Origin of the sequence: Polaribacter filamentus, from assembly GCF_002943715.1 — a bacterium.
GTDB classification, from domain to species: Bacteria; Bacteroidota; Bacteroidia; order Flavobacteriales; family Flavobacteriaceae; genus Polaribacter; species Polaribacter filamentus.
The window spans coordinates 1,669,701-1,688,704 of the sequence record NZ_MQUA01000013.1 but is presented as its reverse complement, the minus strand read 5'-3'; the positions used below and the strand labels follow the sequence as shown (position 1 = coordinate 1,688,704).

The following is a 19,004-nucleotide window of genomic DNA, read 5'->3' as shown; positions in this document are numbered from 1 at the left end:
ATTAAGCTTTCTATTTAAATGATTTTTATAAGATGGTTAATTAAGAGGGGTTATTATAAAATGGGCACACATCATTTGTCAATTTCTTGCAATAATGTCATGTTCATTTGAGTGGCATGTAAATTGATATTAGTTGGTAAATTATATTTTTAAATTAAATTATGCAGCATCTTAAAGATTCAAAACAAGATAAAAAGAAACCAAATGTTTCTATATTAAAAGCGTTTAAAACCATTATTTGGCCAAAGCGGAGATTGGTTTTTGTCGGTTTAATTTTGATTGTTATCAGTAGATTATCGAGTCTAGTTTTACCCTGGAAAAGTAAAGCGTTGCTAGATGATGTGATTCCGAATAAAGATTACGATCAGCTTTACAGTTTATTACTTATTGTTGGAGTCGCAATTTTAATTCAATCAATTACCTCTTTTTTATTAACTCGAATTTTAAGTGTGCAAGCACAGTTTTTAATATCAGAATTAAGAGCTCAAGTCCAGAAAAAAGTATTGTCATTGCCCATTAGTTTTTTTGATAATACAAAATCAGGAGCCTTGGTTTCTAGAATTATGAATGATGTTGAAGGTGTTCGAAACTTAATAGGAACTGGTTTGGTTCAATTAGTAGGCGGAACAATTACCGCAGTAATTTCGATGGTTTTGTTGATAGGAATCAGTCCATCGATGACATTTTTTGTGTTGCTTCCTGTGGCAGTTTTCGGAGTTGTCGCTTTAAAAGCATTTAAATATATACGTCCAATTTTTAGAAATAGAGGAGTTATCAATGCCGAAGTAAATGGTAGATTGGTAGAAACCTTGTCCGGCGTTAGAGTGATAAAAGCATTTAATGCAGAAGCACAAGAAAATGAAGTTTTTGAAAAAGGGGTAGATAAATTATTTCAGAATGTGAAAAAGAGTTTAACAGCCACTGCTTTAATGACGAGTTCTTCTTCTTTTTTATTAGGAATCGCTTCTACCGGAATTATGGGAATTGGTGGTTATAAAATTATAACAGGCGAATTAACAGTGGGAGATTTTCTTTCTTTCACGTTATTACTTGGTTTTATGATTGCACCAATTGTACAAATGAGCAATATTGGAAGTCAGTTAACAGAGGCACTTGCTGGTTTAGATAGAACAGAAGAGCTCATGAATATGTCTGCCGAAGAAGATGATGAAGAAAGAACAATCGCTTTAGAAAACATAAAAGGAGAAATTATTTTTGAAGATGTTTCTTTTGCCTATGAAGAAGGAAAAGAAGTGATTAATAATATTAGTTTCAATGTTCCTTCAGGCTCTGTAACTGCTTTGGTAGGAAGTTCTGGATCCGGAAAATCTACAATTGCTGGTTTATCAGCTACATTTTTAAATCCGCATTCAGGTACAATTACGATTGATAGTCAAGATATTTCTAAAGTAAAATTATCAAGTTATAGAAAACATTTAGGGGTTGTTTTGCAGGATGAATTTCTATTTGAAGGAACGATTAGAGAAAATATTTTATTTCCAAGACCAAATGCAACAGAACAAGAATTACAAAATGCAGTAAAAGCTGCCTATGTAAATGAATTTACAGATCGTTTTGAAGACGGTTTAGATACTTTAATTGGCGAAAGAGGAGTGAAACTTTCTGGTGGTCAGCGTCAAAGGTTGGCCATTGCTAGAGCTATTTTAGCAGATCCAAAAATTATTATTTTAGATGAAGCAACGTCTAGTTTAGATACAGAAAGTGAATCATTAATTCAGAAAAGTTTATCAGAATTAGTAAAAGATAGAACTACCATTGTAATTGCCCATAGGTTAAGTACTATTATGCAAGCAGATCAAATTTTGGTTATTGAAGCGGGTAGTATTGCAGAAAGAGGCACACATAATGAGTTGATAGCTGCAAAAGGTAGGTATTTTGATTTGTATACGTATCAATCAAAAATTTAATAAATTATAGAGTATTGGTTGTTTGTAAATATCCGTTTATAAAACCGACTACTTAAAAAAGCAATATCATAGTCAAATGAATAAAATAATTATATTAATATTAATCGCAACTATAGTATCCTGTAAAAATGATGCAAAGCCTGCAACTCAAAAAGTAGAAATAAAAAAAGAAAATTTTCCTGATGAACTTGCAAAGGTTTTTGAAAAGCACGGAGGAATAGCTACTTGGAGAAAAGCAAAAACATTGTCTTTTAATATAGGAGAAGAAGCACATACGTCAGATTTACAAACGCGGAAAATTGTGATTAATTCATCAAAATATTCTTTAGGTTTTGACGGGAAAGAAATTTGGTTAGATCAAGAAAACGCTGCTGCTTTTAAAGGAAATAAAGATTTTTATTACAACCTCTATTTTTACTTTTATGCAATGCCTTTTGTGTTGGCTGATGACGGAATTATTTATGAAAAAACAGCGGATTTGATTTTTGAAAACACCCAGTATCCTGGGTATAAAATTTCTTTCAAAGCAAATATTGGCACTTCTTCTGATGATACTTATAAGGTGTATTACAATCCAAAAACATATCAAATGGAATGGTTAGCATACACGGTTACATTCAAAGCTAAAGAACCGAATAATGATTACCATATTATAAAATACAATAAATGGGAAAATGTAAATGGTCTTATTTTACCTTATGAGATTACTTGGTACAAAATGAATGAAAAAGCAATGCCAACAGAACCAGCTAGACCTTCAACGGTATTTACTTTGCCCTTAGTAAGTGAGGTTAAATTAGGGACTTCTTTTTTTGAGAAGCCTAAAAACTAATCCATTATTAAATCCATATTTTAATAACATTTTAATTATCTACAAAGAAGTATTTTAAAAAAATTTTTGTTTTAGTTGTTTAAAAAATAAATTTATTTGCCATTTAATTTTATATAAAGCAGTTAAATAGACTCTTAAATCAAATAAATTAGTTAAAAATTCAAATTCTCTTTTATTTACGCTTTCATAAAAATTCAATTTTCTTAATTTTAATATGGTTTTTTCTTTACCTTTTTCTACATCTACTTCAATTACTTGATCTTCCAAAACTCCATTATGAATATAAGCTGCGACCTCTAAATCTTTAATTTTTCTAGAAGAAGCGTTCTGTTTTATTAAGCTTTACTAATCGGTGTTTTTTCTAGATCATAAACTGCAGTAGAAACATCGATACGAAACCATTCTTTAAACATTTTATAAGTACGTTTTTGTGGCCATTCTTTTTTATTGGTATGCCAGCCATCTAATTCTATCATAAAATAACGGTCAAATTTCTTTTTTAAATAAGCTTCAATATCATCAAAATTACTGTTGTTAATCAAATAAATAGTAACTTCATTAAAGACAGATTCATCAATTTTAGAATCGGGATAAATAGCATTGTGCCAATCTATAAATGGCTGTAAAGGTTTTAACGAAATTGCAGATCTATTTATAAAGTTTTCTTCAAAATCATCTTTATTAGATTCCGGTTCTGAAGTTCCCACCAGCATATCTATCATGTATTTTTCTTCTTTTTCTGTAACTACCGTTAGTTTTAAAACGCCGTTAATATCTAGAATATCAAAATCAACAATAAAATTAGTGAATTCTTTAAATTTTGAAACTTTGTGAGCAATCAACTTTTTTAATAAAGGATAATTAATATCATTTTCTTTTGCCAATGATATTACTTCTTTAAACTCTTTCTCACCTAAAAGGGATTTTATGTTTCCAAAATTCCAAGCGTCTAAAGCAATATCAAATACTTCTTCTTGGTATTCAAAACTACTAAAATCAGTTGTAAAAGGTAAAATGAATTCGTCTAAAAGTGCAGCGTATATATCTTCTGTATTTTCACCAGTTTTGTTATTCTCAAATAAATTTAAAACTTTTCCTTTTTTCATTTTGATGTAATTTTTATAATTTCATTATATACTGAACAATAATACTCATGAAACCTTGAAAGCAAAACGTTTTCAAGGTTTTTTGTTTGTTTTAAAACTGTCAAGTTCCACAATTTTAAACCTGCAACTTCTTCTTCCTGCATGGTTAATGCTGAAACAGGAACTTTTAATTCAGCGACATAAACATGATGATGCTCGTTATCTTGAATTCCGTTTTCATGCGTAACTTGATGAATTCTTGTCCCAATTTTGAGGAGATCTTTATCTTCTAATTTCAAACCAATTTCTTCAAAAACTTCTCTTTTAGCACCTTCTAAAATAGCTTCACCTGCGCCAACATGGCCCGCCACAGAAATATCCCAAATTCCGGGAAATACCTTCTTTGTGAGCGCTCTTTTTTGAAGCAGAATTTTTTCATCCGAAGTAAATAACCAAATGTGCACAGTTGCATGAAACCAACCGTTTTTATGCGCTTCAGATTTTAAGGCTGTTTTTCCTGTAAGTTTTCCATCAGGAGTAAGTATGTCTAGTAGTTCGTCCATATTTTAGAATTACGAGTTATACATCCGTAATTCATAATTTTAAATTCGTAATTATTTATTTAAAATAAGAAAAAGTTTCTCCGTCTTTAATTTTTAACAACGTTTCATAAATCATTTTAATTACGTTTTCTACGTCTTCTCTATGCACCATTTCTACCGTGGTGTGCATGTATCTTAAAGGTAAAGAAATCAATGCAGAAGCAACGCCACCATTGCTATATGCAAATGCATCTGTGTCTGTACCTGTTGCTCTAGAAAGTGCAGAACGCTGAAAAGGAATGTTTTTTTCTTCGGCAGTTTCTGTAATTAAATCACGCAATTTTTGTTGAACCGCAGGTGCATAAGCAATCACAGGTCCTTTGCCCATTTCTTGATGACCAGCAGCTTTTTTATCAATCATTGGTGTTGTGGTGTCGTGTGTAACATCCGTAACAATTGCCACATTTGGTTTAATAGTATGTGTAATCATTTCTGCGCCACGTAAACCAATTTCTTCTTGTACAGAGTTTGTAATGTACAAACCAAAAGGAAGCGTTTTGTTGTTTTCTTTTAACAAACGCGCAACTTCAGCAATCATAAAACCACCCATTCTGTTGTCTAAAGCTCTGCAAACAAATTTATCGCCATTTAAAATATGAAACTCATCTGGATAGGTAATTACACAACCCACATGAATTCCTAATTCTTCAACTTCTTTTTTTGTTGCACAACCTGTATCAATAAAAATGTTATCTGGTTTAGGAGCTTCTTCTTTTGATTTATCTCTTGTATGAATTGCTGGCCATCCAAAAACACCTTTTACAATGCCTTTTTTTGTATGAATATTTACAATTTTACTGGGCGCAATTTGATGATCTGATCCACCGTTTCTAACAACGTAAATTAAGCCATTATCGGTAATATAATTTACATACCAAGAAATTTCATCAGCATGACCTTCAATAACCACTTTATATTTTGCATCCGGATTGATGATTCCAACCGCTGTGCCATACGTATCCGTAATAAATGTATCTACATAAGGTTTTAGATATTCCATCCAAATTTTCTGACCTTCCCATTCATAGCCTGTTGGCGCTGCATTGTTTAAGTATTTCTCTAGAAATGTAAGCGATTTTTTATTTAAAATTGATTTTTTTGCCATTATGTAAGTTTATAAAATTTTAATGTAAAAAGTTTAAAAGTAAAAATGTAAGTTAACATACTTTCTTTTGATTGAAATGAAAAAAGAAAATGTATCTAAAACATTTATCACTATTTTATGTAAAAATAATGCGATTTTTTATCATTTCTATTAAAAAAAGCACAAAAAAATGTAACAAAAGGGCTTACTTTTGTACTTATTAGAAAGTAGAACCTAAAACCAAACAAAATGAAACTAGTTATTAAAAATTTAACAAAGACTTATAAAAACGGCGTAAAAGCAATTGACGATTTAAGTATCGAAATTGGTACAGGAATGTTTGGTTTATTAGGGCCTAATGGCGCAGGGAAATCGTCTTTAATGAGAACGATTGCGACTTTACAAAGTCCGGATTCTGGTTCTATTATGTTTGGTGATATTGATGTTTTAAATGATAATATGTCTTTGAGAAAAGTGTTGGGGTATTTGCCACAATCTTTTGGTGTGTATCCAAAAATGTCTGCAGAAGATTTATTAGATTATTTTGCAACTTTAAAAGGGATTAGTAACTCATCCGAAAGAAAAGCAATTGTAAAAGAAGTTTTAGAAATTACTAATTTATATGAGGTTAGACGCAAAGATGTTGCTGGTTATTCTGGCGGAATGAAACAACGTTTCGGTATTGCGCAATTACTTTTAAACAATCCAAAATTAATTATTGTTGATGAACCAACTGCTGGTTTAGATCCTGCCGAAAGACATCGTTTTTTAAATGTTTTGCGTGAAGTTGGTACAAATTGTACCGTTATTTTTTCTACGCATATTGTAGAAGATGTAAAAGAATTATGCAACGAAATGGCAATTTTAAATGGAGGTAAAATTTTAAATCATACAACACCACAAGAAGCTACCAAGAAAATTGAAGGTGCTATTTGGAAGAAAACCATTAACAGAGATGATTTAGAAGAGAATGAAAAAATGTTTGATATTTTATCATCAAACTACAACCAAGACAATACATTAAATATTAGAGTGCATGCTTTAGAAAAACCTTCGGATGATTTTGTAGCTGCCACTCCGCAATTAGATGATGTATATTTTATCGCCTTAAAACAAGATGAACCAATTTTAGTTTAAAAGTTTAAGGTCTAAAAGTTTAGAGTTAAAAAGTACGTTTGTTTAGTAAGCTACTATAAACAATCAACCAAAAACCATCAACAAAATTATGTTTTCAACTATTTTTAAACAAGAATTAAAATACTGGTTTCACAAGCCTATTTTTTATATTTATATTTCTATATTTTTCTTAATCTCTTTACTTTTATCTGCAACCACTGCAGGTATATGGGATGCAATAACAGGAACAACGGGTTCTTCCAGAATCGTAAACTCACCGATTGGTGTTACAGGTCTATTTAATGGGTTAACTATTTTAATTTTCTTCTTATTTCCGTCAATTATTGGTGTTGCTATTTATAGGGATTTTAAGAGTGAAATGCACACTATTTTGTATTCCTATCCGTTTACAAAAGCCAATTATTTATTTGCGAAATTTTTTAGTGGAATTACCGTCGTTTCTGCCATTGTTTTGGTAATTGCATTCGGAATGAGCATCGGTTTTAGGTTTCCAGGAACAAATTCTGAAATTGTAGGCGATTTTAATATTATGACCTACTTGCAAACGTACTTAATTTATATTTTACCAAATATCTTGTTTTTTGGTGCTGTAGTTTTTGCAATTGTTACTTTTTCTAGAAATATAGCTGCAGGTTTTATTACGGTTATTATTTTATTTTTTGTACAAGGAGCAATAGCAAGTATCTTTTCTGATCCAGAACAAGCAAGTTTACTAGCTATTTTAGATCCTTTTGGTTCTGCTGCTGCAGATTATTACACAAAATATTGGACGGTTTCTGAACAAAATGAATTGCAAATACCAATTAAAGAACTAATTATTTATAACCGTTTTTTATGGTTGGCAATTTCATCTTTAATTTTCGGATTGGTTTATAGATATTTTAAATTCGGTCAGAATGCAATTTCTATTTCGTTTAGAAAAGTAAAATCAGAAAGAGTTACCAAGAAGAATTTTAGCGGAATTACAAGAATTACTTTACCAAAAGTATCACATGATTATTCTTTTGGTCAGAACTTAAAAACAACTTGGCAATTATCGAACCTCGATTTTAAATACATTTTTACAAGTTTGCCATTTATTTGTATTCTATTGGTTGGTGTTTTAATGTTGGTTGGTACTTTGTTTAGCTCAGGTGAAATCTTTGGCACAAATACATTGCCCGTAACTTGGCAAATGTTAAGCGGAGGAAATATTTTTAGTTCCCTAATCATTAATTTATGCACCTTTTTGTATGCAGGAATTTTAGTGGAAAGAGCAAATACAGCTAAAATAAGTCATTTAGTAGACAGCACGCCAATTCCTGATTGGACGTTATTGTTTTCTAAACTAATTGCTTTGTTAAAAATGCAATTGGTTTTATTGGCTGTAATTATGGTTTCAGGGATGCTTTTTCAAGTTTACAAAGGCTATTATGATTTTGAAATAGGTCATTATATTAAAGAATTATTTGGTTTAAAATTCTTGAACTATGTAATTTGGGCATTCTTGGCAATTTTTATTCAAACCTTGGTTAAAAATCAATATTTAGGATTTTTTATTCTGTTGATATTGGCCATCGGTATTCCTTTTTTATCCTTAATAGGAATAGAATTATCAGTCTTTAAATATAATGAAGGACCAGGTTTTAGTTATTCGGATATGAATGGATATGGTTCTGCACTGTCAAGATATTTATGGTATAAACTGTATTGGGTTTTAGGCGGAACGTTGCTTTTAATTGTAAGTTTACTAACGTGGGTTAGAGGTTTGCCAACTTCCTTTGCAGAAAGAGTTTATATTGCAAATCAACGTTTTAAAACACCACGTAAAATTGGTTTTGCGCTTGTTTTAGTCTCTTTTTTAACGTTAGGAATTACAATTTATCTAGAAACAAAATCGGATGATGAAAACTCTACTTCAAAACAAGCGGAATTAAATGCCGTGAAATGGGAGAAAACGTATAAAAAATACGAAAATTACAAACAACCAAGAATTGTAGCTGTAAATGCAGAAATGCATATTTATCCGAAGAAAAAAACCTACAAAGCGAGTGCAGTTTACACTTTGGTTAATAAAACAAACCAAGCAATTGACAGTATTTTCTTGAACCATAATTCATTAGAAAGTACCTTTGTGTTTAATAAACCAAATAAATTAGTTTTAGAAGACACTATTTTTAATTTTGATATTTATAGGTTTGATAAAAAAATACTACCAGGAGATACTTTACAACTTACAATTCATGTAAAAAGTAAAGAAAACACGATGTTTGAGTTGAAATCTTCAATTGTAGAAAACGGAACGTTTATTAATAATTCTTCGATGTTTCCTTCTTTAGGATATGCAGCAGGAGGTGAATTAAGAGACGATAAAACGCGTGAAAAATATAAATTACCAAAAAATAATTTACGTCCGGTGCCAACGGATTCAACCGCTTTAGGAAATACGTACATCTCTAAAGATTCAGATTGGATTGATTTTGAAGCGACGGTTTCTACATCAAAAGATCAAATTGCAATTGCGCCAGGATATTTGCAAAAAGAATGGACAGAAGGTAATCGAAGATACTTCCATTATAAAATGGATAGTAAAATATTGAATTTTTATGCCTTTAATTCAGCAAGATATGAAGTTAAAAAAGAAATGTGGAAAGGCATTAGTTTAGAAATTTACTATCACAAACCACACGATTATAATTTAGACAGAATGATGAAAGGGATGAAAGCTTCCTTAACTTATAATGCAAAAAACTTTAGTCCTTATCAGCATAAACAACTAAGAATTATAGAGTTTCCAAGAACGCAAGGCACGTTTGCGCAATCATTTGCAAATACAATTCCGTTTTCTGAAGGTTTTGGTTTTATTGCTGATGTAGATGAAAAAGATCAAAATGGTGTAGATTATCCTTTTGCGGTAACTGTGCATGAAGTTGCACACCAATGGTGGGCGCATCAAGTAATTGGGGCAGATGTTTTAGGCGCAACCATGTTATCAGAAAGCATGTCTGAATATGTTTCTTTAAAAGTTTTAGAACATCAACACGGGAAAGCCAAAATGCGCACATTTTTAAAAGAAGCTTTAGACGGTTATTTAATACAAAGAACTTTTGAAAGCAAGCGTGAAAAACCGTTGATGTATAATGACGGACAAGGATATATTCATTATCAAAAAGGCTCGATGGTTTTCTATGCTTTAAGCGATTATATTGGAGAAGAAAAATTAAACAAAGCCTTAAAAAGGTATGTAGAAAAGGTGAAATTCCAAGAACCACCGTACACGACTTCTTTAGAAATGCTAAGCTATATTAAAGAAGTTACACCAGATTCTTTGCAATATGTACTTAAAGATATGTTTGAGACAATCACGCTTTATAAAAACAGAATTGTAGATGCAAAAACAACCAAATTAAAAAATGGTACTTATCAAGTTGATATTGAGTTTGAAGTTTCTAAATACAGAAATAACGAAAAAGGGAAAATGGTTTACGGCGAAAAAGTGGGTGATACGTTAACGTATACCTCAAAAGAATCTACCAAACCAATTTTATCCGTTCCGCTAAAAGATTATATAGATATTGGTATTTTTACCGAAGAAGAAATTGATGGTAAAAAGAAAGAAGTTGAGCTCTATTTAGAGAAGCATAAAATTACACAAATTCATAATAAAATCACGATTATTGTCGATAAAAAACCAACAGAAGTTGGCGTGGACCCTTACAATAAACTAATTGACACAAAATCTGACGATAATAGAAGAAAGTTTTAAATCATGACAAAACAAACGAAAACAACAATTGCTTCTAGTATCTTTTTAGCAGTTGTTGTTTTACATATTTTTGGAATTTTAAGTAATCACTTCTTAGCCTTTATTAGCAAACCATTTATAATAACAACCTTGGTAATTATTTATTTGGTTTCTGTGAAAAAGCCTAATTTCTGGTATGTTTCGGCCTTGTTTTTTTCCTTTTGGGGTGATGTTCTATTACTCTTTAAAGATCAGTTTTTTCTATTTGGATTGGCTTCTTTTTTGTTAGTTCATATTTTGTATATCAAAATTGTAGCAAAATTTATAAAGAAAATTAGTTTGCAAAAGTTGTTTGTAGTTTGCTTGCCATTTTTAGTTTTTCTATTTTCATTCTTATATCTTTTAAAAGACAATTTAGGTGAAATGACAATCCCCGTAATTATTTACGGAGTTGTAATTTCTTCTGTTGGCGCAATTTCTTTACTGAATTATATTCAAGAAAAATCTACAGTAAATTTATGGTTGTTTTTAGGAACCATTATTTTTATAATTTCTGATGGTTTAATTGCGGTTCATAAATTTATCAATCCAAATGAAATCTATGAAATTTGTATTATGTTCACGTATATTGTTGCGCAATATTTAATTTGTAAAGCAATAATTGTTAAAACTTCGGATGAAAAATAAGTGAGTTTTTTACTTTGATTGATTTTATGGTGAATTATTTTATAGAAATAAGCTTTTAAAAACAATAAAAAGAGCTCTTTCCAGTCAGCTATTTTGATGATTAAAAAATTTTATTTTCTGGTACTTTTTGCATTTCATTTTTGTCTTGCAATAAGACAAAGCAAACCAAACGGGTCTTTTTAGACGAGTATGTTTTAGCGGATTCTATTCAATTTAAAAATACGATTATTGGTGGTTTGTCAGGTGTAGATTTTGCAAATAATCAGTATTATTTTGTAGTTGATGATGCTAAAAACCCAAGAATTTTATCAGCAGATATTAGTATTTCTGATAATAGAATACAAGCAGTTAAATTTAATGACATTCTCTTTTTATCGGATGCAACTACTAATTTTTATCAGCAAAATGCATTGGATTTAGAATCAGTTTTTGTGGATGAAGCAACCAATGAATTTTATTTAGTAAGTGAAGGATCGATAAATAGTAATAAACTTCCTTTTGTTTTTAAATCTGATAAAAAAGGACGCTTTTTAGAAAATTTTCAGTTACCTAAAAATCTATCAAATATAAAGACTATAAAGCACAATGGCGCTTTTGATGCATCTTCAAAAAGTGTTGATAATAATGGGTTTTGGGTTGCAATGGAAGCGCCTTTAAATGTTGATGACGAGGAACCAACTTTTGCCAAAACATCATCACCAATTAGAATTACGTATTTTGATAAAACAGCAAAAAATTAAAAAAAGAGTAGTTTTTAATTTTGATGATGTAAAAGAACAATTAACCGATAAGATTATTGATAATATTGAAGGGATTACTTTTGGCCACTATTGCCAAATGGTAATAAATCGTTACTTTAAATTACTGATGATAATTTTCAAGTTTATGGTAAACAATTAAATCAATTTATTTTGTTAGAATTGCAGAATAATTAATAGTATTTTTATAATTCAAAAAACTCCAACTTTTACGAATATGATACCATTTAAAAAATATTTTTTAAGAAGGCAGTTTCAAAAGAAGCTTATTGAGAATGCGGTTCATAGAACTGTAAGTCAAAAAGAAATAAAAACGGTTGGTATTATTACAACCGATGAAATTTCTAAATGGGTAAATGTAAAAGAAGAGGTAGAAAAAATACTGAATCTTAAAAATGTGAAAATTTATAGTTTTAGACCTCAGAATAAAAATAGTAATAAATATTTTTCTGAAAAGGATTTTAATTGGCAAGGAGATATCTACAAAACAGACTTTAAGAGTTTTATAGATGAACCTTTCGATTTGTTAATTGGTTATTTTAATAAGAATAATTTGTTTTTAGAAAGTTCAGTTTTACAATCGAACGCTTTGTTTAAGGTAGGTATTTCAGATGTAAATCAAGAATTGTATGATATAGAAATCGCTGAAACACCAATTGAAACTGAACGCTTTTTTTTAGAGCTAAAAAAGTACTTAACAATTTTAAGAAAACTTAAAAATTAAACTTCAAATAAAAAGTTGTGTATTCTTTGTAAGAAATGATTATTTCACTTTTTAATCAATTTGAAAATTGTAATTTTACGCTCGTAAAAATTAAAAATAATGCAAAAATTTATTGGTACTGGTGTTGCTTTGGTTACTCCGTTTAAAGAAGATTTAACTGTTGATTTTGACGCGCTAATTAAATTAGTGAACTTTAATATAGAAAATGGTATAAAGTATCTAGTAATTAATGGTACAACTGGCGAGAGTTCAACGATTACTAAGGAAGAAAAAGAGCAAATTATTGAGGTTATTGTAAAGACTAATAATAAACGCTTGCCGCTGGTTTTAGGTATTGGAGGTAATAATACGTTAGAGGTTGTAAATGAATTAAAAGCAAGAAACTTGTCGGAAATAGACGGTATTCTTTCTGTTGCACCTTATTATAGTAAGCCAACTCAAGAAGGATTTTATCAGCATTTTAAGGCAATTGCAGAAGCAACTAACAAGCCAATAATTTTATATAATGTTCCTGGAAGAACTGCTAAAAATATGGAGCCAGCAACTACTTTACGTTTGGCAAAAGATTTTAGCAATATTGTGGCTATTAAGGAAGCAGGGAACAACCAACAGCAATACAACAGCTTATTAAAAGACAAGCCAGCAGAATTTTTAATAATTTCTGGTGATGATGATTTGGCTTTAGGAGTTGCTTTGGCCGGAGGTTCTGGAGTTATATCCGTTATAGGACAAGCATTTCCAAAAGAATTTTCCGAAATGATTCAATTAGGATTGGAAGGAAAAAACATAGAAGCTTATAAAATCCATTTTAAAATGATGGATATTGTTGATTATATTTTCGCGGAAAACAATCCTGCAGGAATTAAGACAGTTTTACAAGAATTAGGTATTTGTTCAAATATAGTTCGTTTGCCTTTGGTAAAAGCAAGTACAGAATTACAAGCTAAAATTGCAAAATATGTAGCCGATTTTTAGTTTTATTTAGGTATGAGGATCAAAAAAATACAACTTTTAGAAAGGTTGTATTTTTTTTTGAAATAATCTTAACAAACTTTTAGTACCATTTTGTGTGTTCTTTAAGTCTTTTTTGTTGAATATTGTAACGCACAATTTAATGTGTAAAAAAGCGTTTTAATTTTAATAGTTTTTTTGAATTCAAAACATTTAAATTTCCATAGAAATTAGCACACTGAACTTACTTATGCTTTACCAATTTCAGTATTTGAGGAACTAAAAGGGAAGAATTTTTTACTACTAAATAAATTCTTTTATTATCCATAATTAATTAGTAATTTTGCCCAATGCAAAAAATTAAAAATTTAGCGTATTTATTGATGTTAAGCCTTTTGTTCTTTTCTTGTGGGGAATATCAAAAAGTACTTAATAAAGGTAACGTAGAAGACCAATATAAAATGGCAGTAAAATTGTACGAAAGTAAAAAGTACGGTAAAGCTTTACGTTTGTTTGAAAAGGTAACACCTGCTTATAGAGGTAAACCTCAAATGGAGCGTGTTCAATTTATGGTTGCTCAATCTAATTTTAACGAAAAAAATTATAGTCTTGCTGGTTATTATTTTGATCGTTTTACAGTTAATTACCCTAAAAGTTCTAAAAAGGAAGAAGCTGCATTTTTATCTGCTTATAGTTTTAAATTAGCGTCGCCAGTTTTTAGTAAAGATCCTACAGATACAAATAAAGCATTAGAAGCTTTTCAAAGTTTTATAAGTACGTATCCAGATTCTGATAAAATAGACGAAGCAAACAAGCATTATAAAGAAATACGTTTAAAGTTACAGAAAAAATATTTTGAAATAGCCAAAACTTATTATACAACAGCAGATTATGATAAAAGAAATTACAAAGCTGCAATTCAGGCTTTTGATAATTTATTGTCAGATTATTTAGGTTCTGAATTTAAAGAGGAAGCGTTGTATTACAGATTTAAAGCTGCGCATGATTTTGTTTTAAAAAGTTATGATAGAAGAAAATTAGAGCGTATTAAGGATGCTCTCGAGGCTTTTGAAAAGTTAGAGAGAAACTATCCAGAATCTCAATTTATGGAAGATTCTAAAGTAATGTTATTAACATTACAAAGTGAACAAGTTAGAGTAGAGGCTATTATTGAAAAAATAAAAGTCGAAGAAGAATTAGTAGAAAAAGAAAATTCAAAAGATAAATAATAAATTATGGACTATAAAGATACCCAGGCTGCTATAAGTACAATTACTTATGACAAAAACAAAATTGAAGCTCCAACAAATAATATTTATGAAGCGATATCTATTATTGCTAAAAGAGCAAGTCAAATAAGTTCTGATTTAAAAACAGAATTAGTAGATAAACTAGATGAATTTGCAACTTATAACGATAGTTTAGAAGAAGTCTTTGAAAATAAAGAACAAATTGAAGTTTCTAAATTTTACGAACGTTTGCCAAAACCAACTGCATTGGCGGTTGAAGAATGGTTAAACGGTAAAGTATATCATAGAACTCCAGAAACAGAATAATGTCTGTTTTAAGCGGAAAAAAAATTCTTTTAGGCATCACAGCTGGGATTGCCGCTTACAAAACAGCTTCATTAGTTCGATTGTTTATAAAATTAGGCGCAGATGTCAAAGTAATTATGACGCCTGCGTCTAAAGATTTTATAACACCTTTAACACTTTCTACGCTTTCTAAAAATCCTGTTCATTCTACTTTTTACGAGAAAGAAGATGAAAACGAATTATGGAATAATCACGTAGAATTAGGGCTTTGGGCAGATTATTTTTTGATTGCGCCCGCTACTGCCAACACGCTTTCTAAAATGGTAAATGGAACTTGCGACAACTTGTTATTAGCAACTTATTTATCAGCAAAATGCCCAGTTTATTTTGCACCAGCGATGGATTTAGATATGTACAAACATCCATCAACCAAAGAAAGTTTAGCGAAATTAAAATCTTTCGGAAATCTTTTAATTCCTGTAACTTCTGGCGAATTAGCGAGTGGTTTAGTTGGTGAGGGAAGAATGGCAGAACCAGAAGATATTATTTCTTTTATAGAAAATAATATTCTTTCAAAATTGCCACTTCGTGGGAAAAAAGTGTTGATTACAGCCGGTCCAACTTACGAAGCAATTGATCCTGTTCGTTTTATAGGAAATCATTCTTCAGGTAAAATGGGATTTTCCATCGCAAAAGAAGCAGCCAATTTAGGAGCCGAAGTTATTTTAATTTCTGGGCCAACTCATCAACAAATAAAACATTCTTTCGTCAATAGAATTGATGTGGTTTCTGCGGATGAAATGTACAATGAAGCACACAAATATTTTAATGAGGTTGATATTGCAATATTAGCAGCAGCAGTTGCAGATTACAAACCAAAAAATGTTGCACATCAGAAAATAAAAAAGCAAGATTCTTCGTTAACAATAGCGTTAACGCCTACAAAAGATATCTTGGCTTCTTTAGGATTGATTAAGAAACAGCAGTTTTTGGTAGGTTTTGCATTAGAAACCAATAATGAAATTGAAAATGCAAAAAGCAAGATTAAACGTAAGAATTTAGATGTAATCGTTTTAAATTCTTTACAAGATAAAGGTGCTGGTTTTGCAACAAACACAAATAAAATTACTATTATTGATAAATATTTGAATGAAAAAGCATTTGAATTAAAATCGAAAGCAGATGTTGCCAAAGATATTATCAATGAAATTATTTTGAGAAGTAAGAATCAAGATAGTTAGAAGCAGAACTATTTACAATTTTTTAGTTTTGATTCTTGATTCAAAAAAATCTAAAACTTATACATGTTATGATGCGTAAATTTGTTTTTCTTTTTGCATTATTTTTGATAACTATCAATGTAAATTCACAGGAATTAAATTGTTTGGTAAATGTGAATTTCGATCAGATAGCGGGTTCTAATCGACAGGTATTTATAACCTTACAAAAGTCTTTGACAGAGTTTATCAATCAAACAAAATGGACGGATAGAGCCGTTAAATCAGAAGAAAGGATCGATTGTGCAATGACGATTATTATAACTTCAAGAGAAGATAATACCTTTACAGCAACTTTACAAGTACAATCGTCAAGACCTGTTTATGGTTCTAGTTATGCAACGCCAGTTTTAAATTTAAGGGACAACGATTTTACGTTTAAATACAATGAATTTGATCCTTTAATCTATAATAAAAACGCATTTGAAAGTAATTTAATTTCAACGATTGTTTTTTACACTTATACGATTATAGGAGTTGATGCTGATACTTTTGCTGAATTTGGTGGAGAAACCGAATTAAAAGAAGCCCAAAATGTAATGCTACAAGCACAACAAAGCGGATTGTCTTCTTGGCAAAATGTAGTCGGCAAACAAAATCGTTTTTTGTTGATAGATAATTTGTTGTCATCGAAACTAAAAACGTACAGAAATGCTATGTATGAGTATCATATAAAAGGATTAGATACTTTTGTAAATAATAAAGATTTTGGAAAACAAGCAGTTGAAGACGCCGTTTTATCAATAGAAAATATTTACAATAAAACGGTAGGTAATTTCTTAATACGCATGTTTTTTGATGCAAAAGCAGATGAAATTGTAAGTATTTATTCTGATGGACCAAAAACAAAAAACGCCGATCGTTTAACAACTTCGTTAAAAAACATTTCGCCGAATAATAACTCGAAATGGAGAAATATTGAATAGTGTTTTTCTTTATTTTTTCTGAAATTAATTCACTAATTTTAATCTCTAAAATTTAGAGAACTTGCTTACACAACTTTCCATACATAACTACGCATTAATCAATCATTTATCTATTGATTTTTCTTCTGGTTTATCAATTATTACTGGTGAAACTGGTGCAGGAAAATCTATATTATTAGGAGCTTTAGGCTTGGTTTTAGGTAATAGAGCAGATTTGTCTTCTTTAAAAGACACTTCAAAAAAATGTATTGTAGAAGCTAAAGTTGCCGTCTCGAACTATAATCTAAAAGAATTTTTTGAAGAAGTAGAACTCGATTATGAAGACATCACTATTTTAAGACGTGAAATTTTGCCTTCTGGTAAATCAAGAGCTTTTGTAAATGACACTCCTGTAACCTTAACCGTTTTAAATGAGTTAAAAGCTAAATTAATAGACGTGCATTCTCAGCATCAAACGATGCAACTGTCAGATACAAGTTTTCAATTTACGGTTTTAGACGCTTTAGCTAAAAATACGGCAAAAGTCGGTTTTTATAAAAGAGGTGTAAACCAACTTAATAAGCTTCAAAAAGAACTAGAGAGTCTTGAGAAAACTCAAAAAGAGATTAATTTGCAATATGAATATAACTTGCATTTATGTAATGAGTTAGAGCAAGCAAAGTTGCGAGTTGATGAACAAGAAGTGCATGAAGAAAAACTAGAAAAATTAAATAATATAGAAGATATAAAACTCAATTTATCCGAAGCTTTAGAAATTTCTTCAAATGAGCAAATCGGAATTCAAGATTTATTATATACGCTAGAAAATAGATTGTCTAGAATTGCTTCTTATTCTAAAGAATATCAAGAAATATCAGAAAGGATTACAAGTGTAAAAATTGAAATCGATGATATTATCGGCGAATTAGAAACAGCAAATGAAAACGTTGAATTTAATCCAAATGAGGCAGAGGAAATCAATGATAGACTGCAAGTAATTTATAATTTACAAAAAAAACATGCTGTAAATTCTATTCGAGAATTGTTGCAAGTTTTTGAAGATTTATCAGATAAAGTAGGGCAAGTAGAAAATGCTGGCAGTATGATCAGTAAAAAGAAAAAAGAAATTGCAGAAGTATCAGAAAAATTAGATGCCATTGCTTTGAAAATTTCGGACGCTAGAAAAAGTGTAATTCCTAATTTAAAAGACAAATTACAAAACTTATTATCAGATTTAGGAATGGAAAATGCGCGTTTTTCAATCAAAATAATAGACACAAAAAACTATTTTTCAAACGGAAAGGATGAATTAGAATTTTTATTCTCTGCTAATAAAGGCGGTAATTTTGGTGAACTTAAAAAAGTAGCTTCTGGCGGAGAATTATCAAGAATTATGTTAGCGGTAAAGAAAGTTTTATCAGAAAACACGCAACTGCCAACTATTATTTTTGATGAAATTGATACCGGAGTTTCTGGTGAAGTTTCTAATAAAATTGCAGCGATTATGCAAGAAATGGGCAAACACATGCAAGTAATTGCTATTACACATTTACCCCAAATTGCAGCGAAAGGCATCAGTCATTATAAAGTTTATAAAGAAGAAATTAATAGTGTAACCACCACAAATTTAAAACAGTTAACAACTGAAGAAAGAATTGTTGAAATTGCAGAAATGTTAAGCGGTAAAGATATTTCGGCATCGGCGCTTACACACGCAAAAGAGTTATTAAATTAAGTTTATATTTATATAATTGTAGTAACAAATAGCACACATA

At 30.1% G+C, this 19,004-nt stretch carries 16 protein-coding genes; 13 read left to right on the top strand and 3 right to left on the bottom strand.

The features are described from left to right. Positions 1-161 precede the first annotated feature (161 nt). Both BST83_RS10030 and BST83_RS10025 read left to right on the top strand, forming a co-directional pair. Positions 162-1,928 carry an ABC transporter ATP-binding protein gene (locus BST83_RS10030; protein ID WP_104809670.1) on the top strand — a complete coding sequence of 589 codons (1,767 nt, stop codon included), beginning with the start codon at positions 162-164 and terminating at the stop codon, positions 1,926-1,928. Between the two features lie 76 nt (positions 1,929-2,004). Further along, positions 2,005-2,760 (top strand): DUF6503 family protein, encoded by a 756-nt coding sequence (locus BST83_RS10025; RefSeq protein ID WP_104809669.1) that lies wholly within the window; start codon positions 2,005-2,007, stop codon positions 2,758-2,760. Positions 2,761-3,095: 335 nt separating this feature from the next. Here BST83_RS10025 and BST83_RS10015 read toward each other — a convergent pair whose 3' ends face one another. From BST83_RS10015 to BST83_RS10005, 3 genes are read right to left on the bottom strand one after another with little or no spacing between them, the layout of a single operon-like run. Then, on the bottom strand, positions 3,096-3,866 hold the full coding sequence (locus tag BST83_RS10015) for a hypothetical protein (RefSeq protein WP_104809667.1): 771 nt from the start codon (positions 3,864-3,866) through the stop codon (positions 3,096-3,098). After that, on the bottom strand, positions 3,863-4,408 hold the full coding sequence (locus BST83_RS10010; protein WP_104809666.1) for an NUDIX hydrolase: 546 nt from the start codon (positions 4,406-4,408) through the stop codon (positions 3,863-3,865). Before BST83_RS10010 ends, BST83_RS10015 begins: the two co-directional genes overlap by 4 nt. 55 nt (positions 4,409-4,463) lie before the next feature. Then, on the bottom strand, positions 4,464-5,552 hold the full coding sequence (locus tag BST83_RS10005) for a M42 family metallopeptidase (RefSeq protein WP_104809665.1): 1,089 nt from the start codon (positions 5,550-5,552) through the stop codon (positions 4,464-4,466). Positions 5,553-5,780: 228 nt separating this feature from the next. On the opposite strand from BST83_RS10005, the gene BST83_RS10000 reads away from it, so the two are divergent. The 11 genes from BST83_RS10000 (at position 5,781) to recN (ending at position 18,964) form a co-directional block, all read left to right on the top strand. After that, positions 5,781-6,668 carry an ATP-binding cassette domain-containing protein gene (locus BST83_RS10000; RefSeq protein ID WP_104809664.1) on the top strand — a complete coding sequence of 296 codons (888 nt, stop codon included), beginning with the start codon at positions 5,781-5,783 and terminating at the stop codon, positions 6,666-6,668. Positions 6,669-6,756: 88 nt separating this feature from the next. Beyond that, positions 6,757-10,413, top strand: a complete 3,657-nt coding sequence (locus BST83_RS09995; protein ID WP_104809663.1) for an ABC transporter permease/M1 family aminopeptidase — start codon at positions 6,757-6,759, stop codon at positions 10,411-10,413. A 3-nt stretch (positions 10,414-10,416) separates the two neighbouring features. After that, positions 10,417-11,079 carry a lysoplasmalogenase gene (locus BST83_RS09990; protein WP_104809662.1) on the top strand — a complete coding sequence of 221 codons (663 nt, stop codon included), beginning with the start codon at positions 10,417-10,419 and terminating at the stop codon, positions 11,077-11,079. 140 nt (positions 11,080-11,219) lie between these two features. Beyond that, complete coding sequence (locus BST83_RS09985; protein WP_170062770.1) at positions 11,220-11,819, top strand: esterase-like activity of phytase family protein; 600 nt, start codon at positions 11,220-11,222, stop codon at positions 11,817-11,819. A gap of 235 nt (positions 11,820-12,054) precedes the next feature. Then, entirely contained in the window at positions 12,055-12,561 is a 507-nt protein-coding gene (locus BST83_RS09975; RefSeq protein WP_104809659.1) for a DUF6913 domain-containing protein, read from the top strand. Between the two features lie 99 nt (positions 12,562-12,660). Then, a complete protein-coding gene (dapA, locus tag BST83_RS09970; protein WP_104809658.1) occupies positions 12,661-13,536 on the top strand; it encodes a 4-hydroxy-tetrahydrodipicolinate synthase in 876 nt (291 codons plus the stop codon). A gap of 326 nt (positions 13,537-13,862) precedes the next feature. After that, entirely contained in the window at positions 13,863-14,741 is an 879-nt protein-coding gene (locus BST83_RS09965; protein ID WP_104809657.1) for an outer membrane protein assembly factor BamD, read from the top strand. Between the two features lie 6 nt (positions 14,742-14,747). Next, positions 14,748-15,068 carry a DNA-directed RNA polymerase subunit omega gene (locus BST83_RS09960; RefSeq protein ID WP_104809656.1) on the top strand — a complete coding sequence of 107 codons (321 nt, stop codon included), beginning with the start codon at positions 14,748-14,750 and terminating at the stop codon, positions 15,066-15,068. Continuing rightward, entirely contained in the window at positions 15,068-16,288 is a 1,221-nt protein-coding gene (gene coaBC / locus BST83_RS09955) for a bifunctional phosphopantothenoylcysteine decarboxylase/phosphopantothenate--cysteine ligase CoaBC (RefSeq protein ID WP_104809655.1), read from the top strand. The genes BST83_RS09960 and coaBC overlap by 1 nt, the downstream gene beginning before the upstream one ends. Before the next feature lie 68 nt (positions 16,289-16,356). Next, the gene (gene porD, locus BST83_RS09950) at positions 16,357-17,250 is read left to right on the top strand and encodes a type IX secretion system protein PorD (protein WP_240614715.1); all 894 of its coding nucleotides are present in this window, start codon (positions 16,357-16,359) and stop codon (positions 17,248-17,250) included. A 61-nt stretch (positions 17,251-17,311) separates the two neighbouring features. Next, positions 17,312-18,964 (top strand): DNA repair protein RecN, encoded by a 1,653-nt coding sequence (gene recN / locus BST83_RS09945; protein ID WP_104809654.1) that lies wholly within the window; start codon positions 17,312-17,314, stop codon positions 18,962-18,964. Positions 18,965-19,004 lie beyond the last annotated feature (40 nt).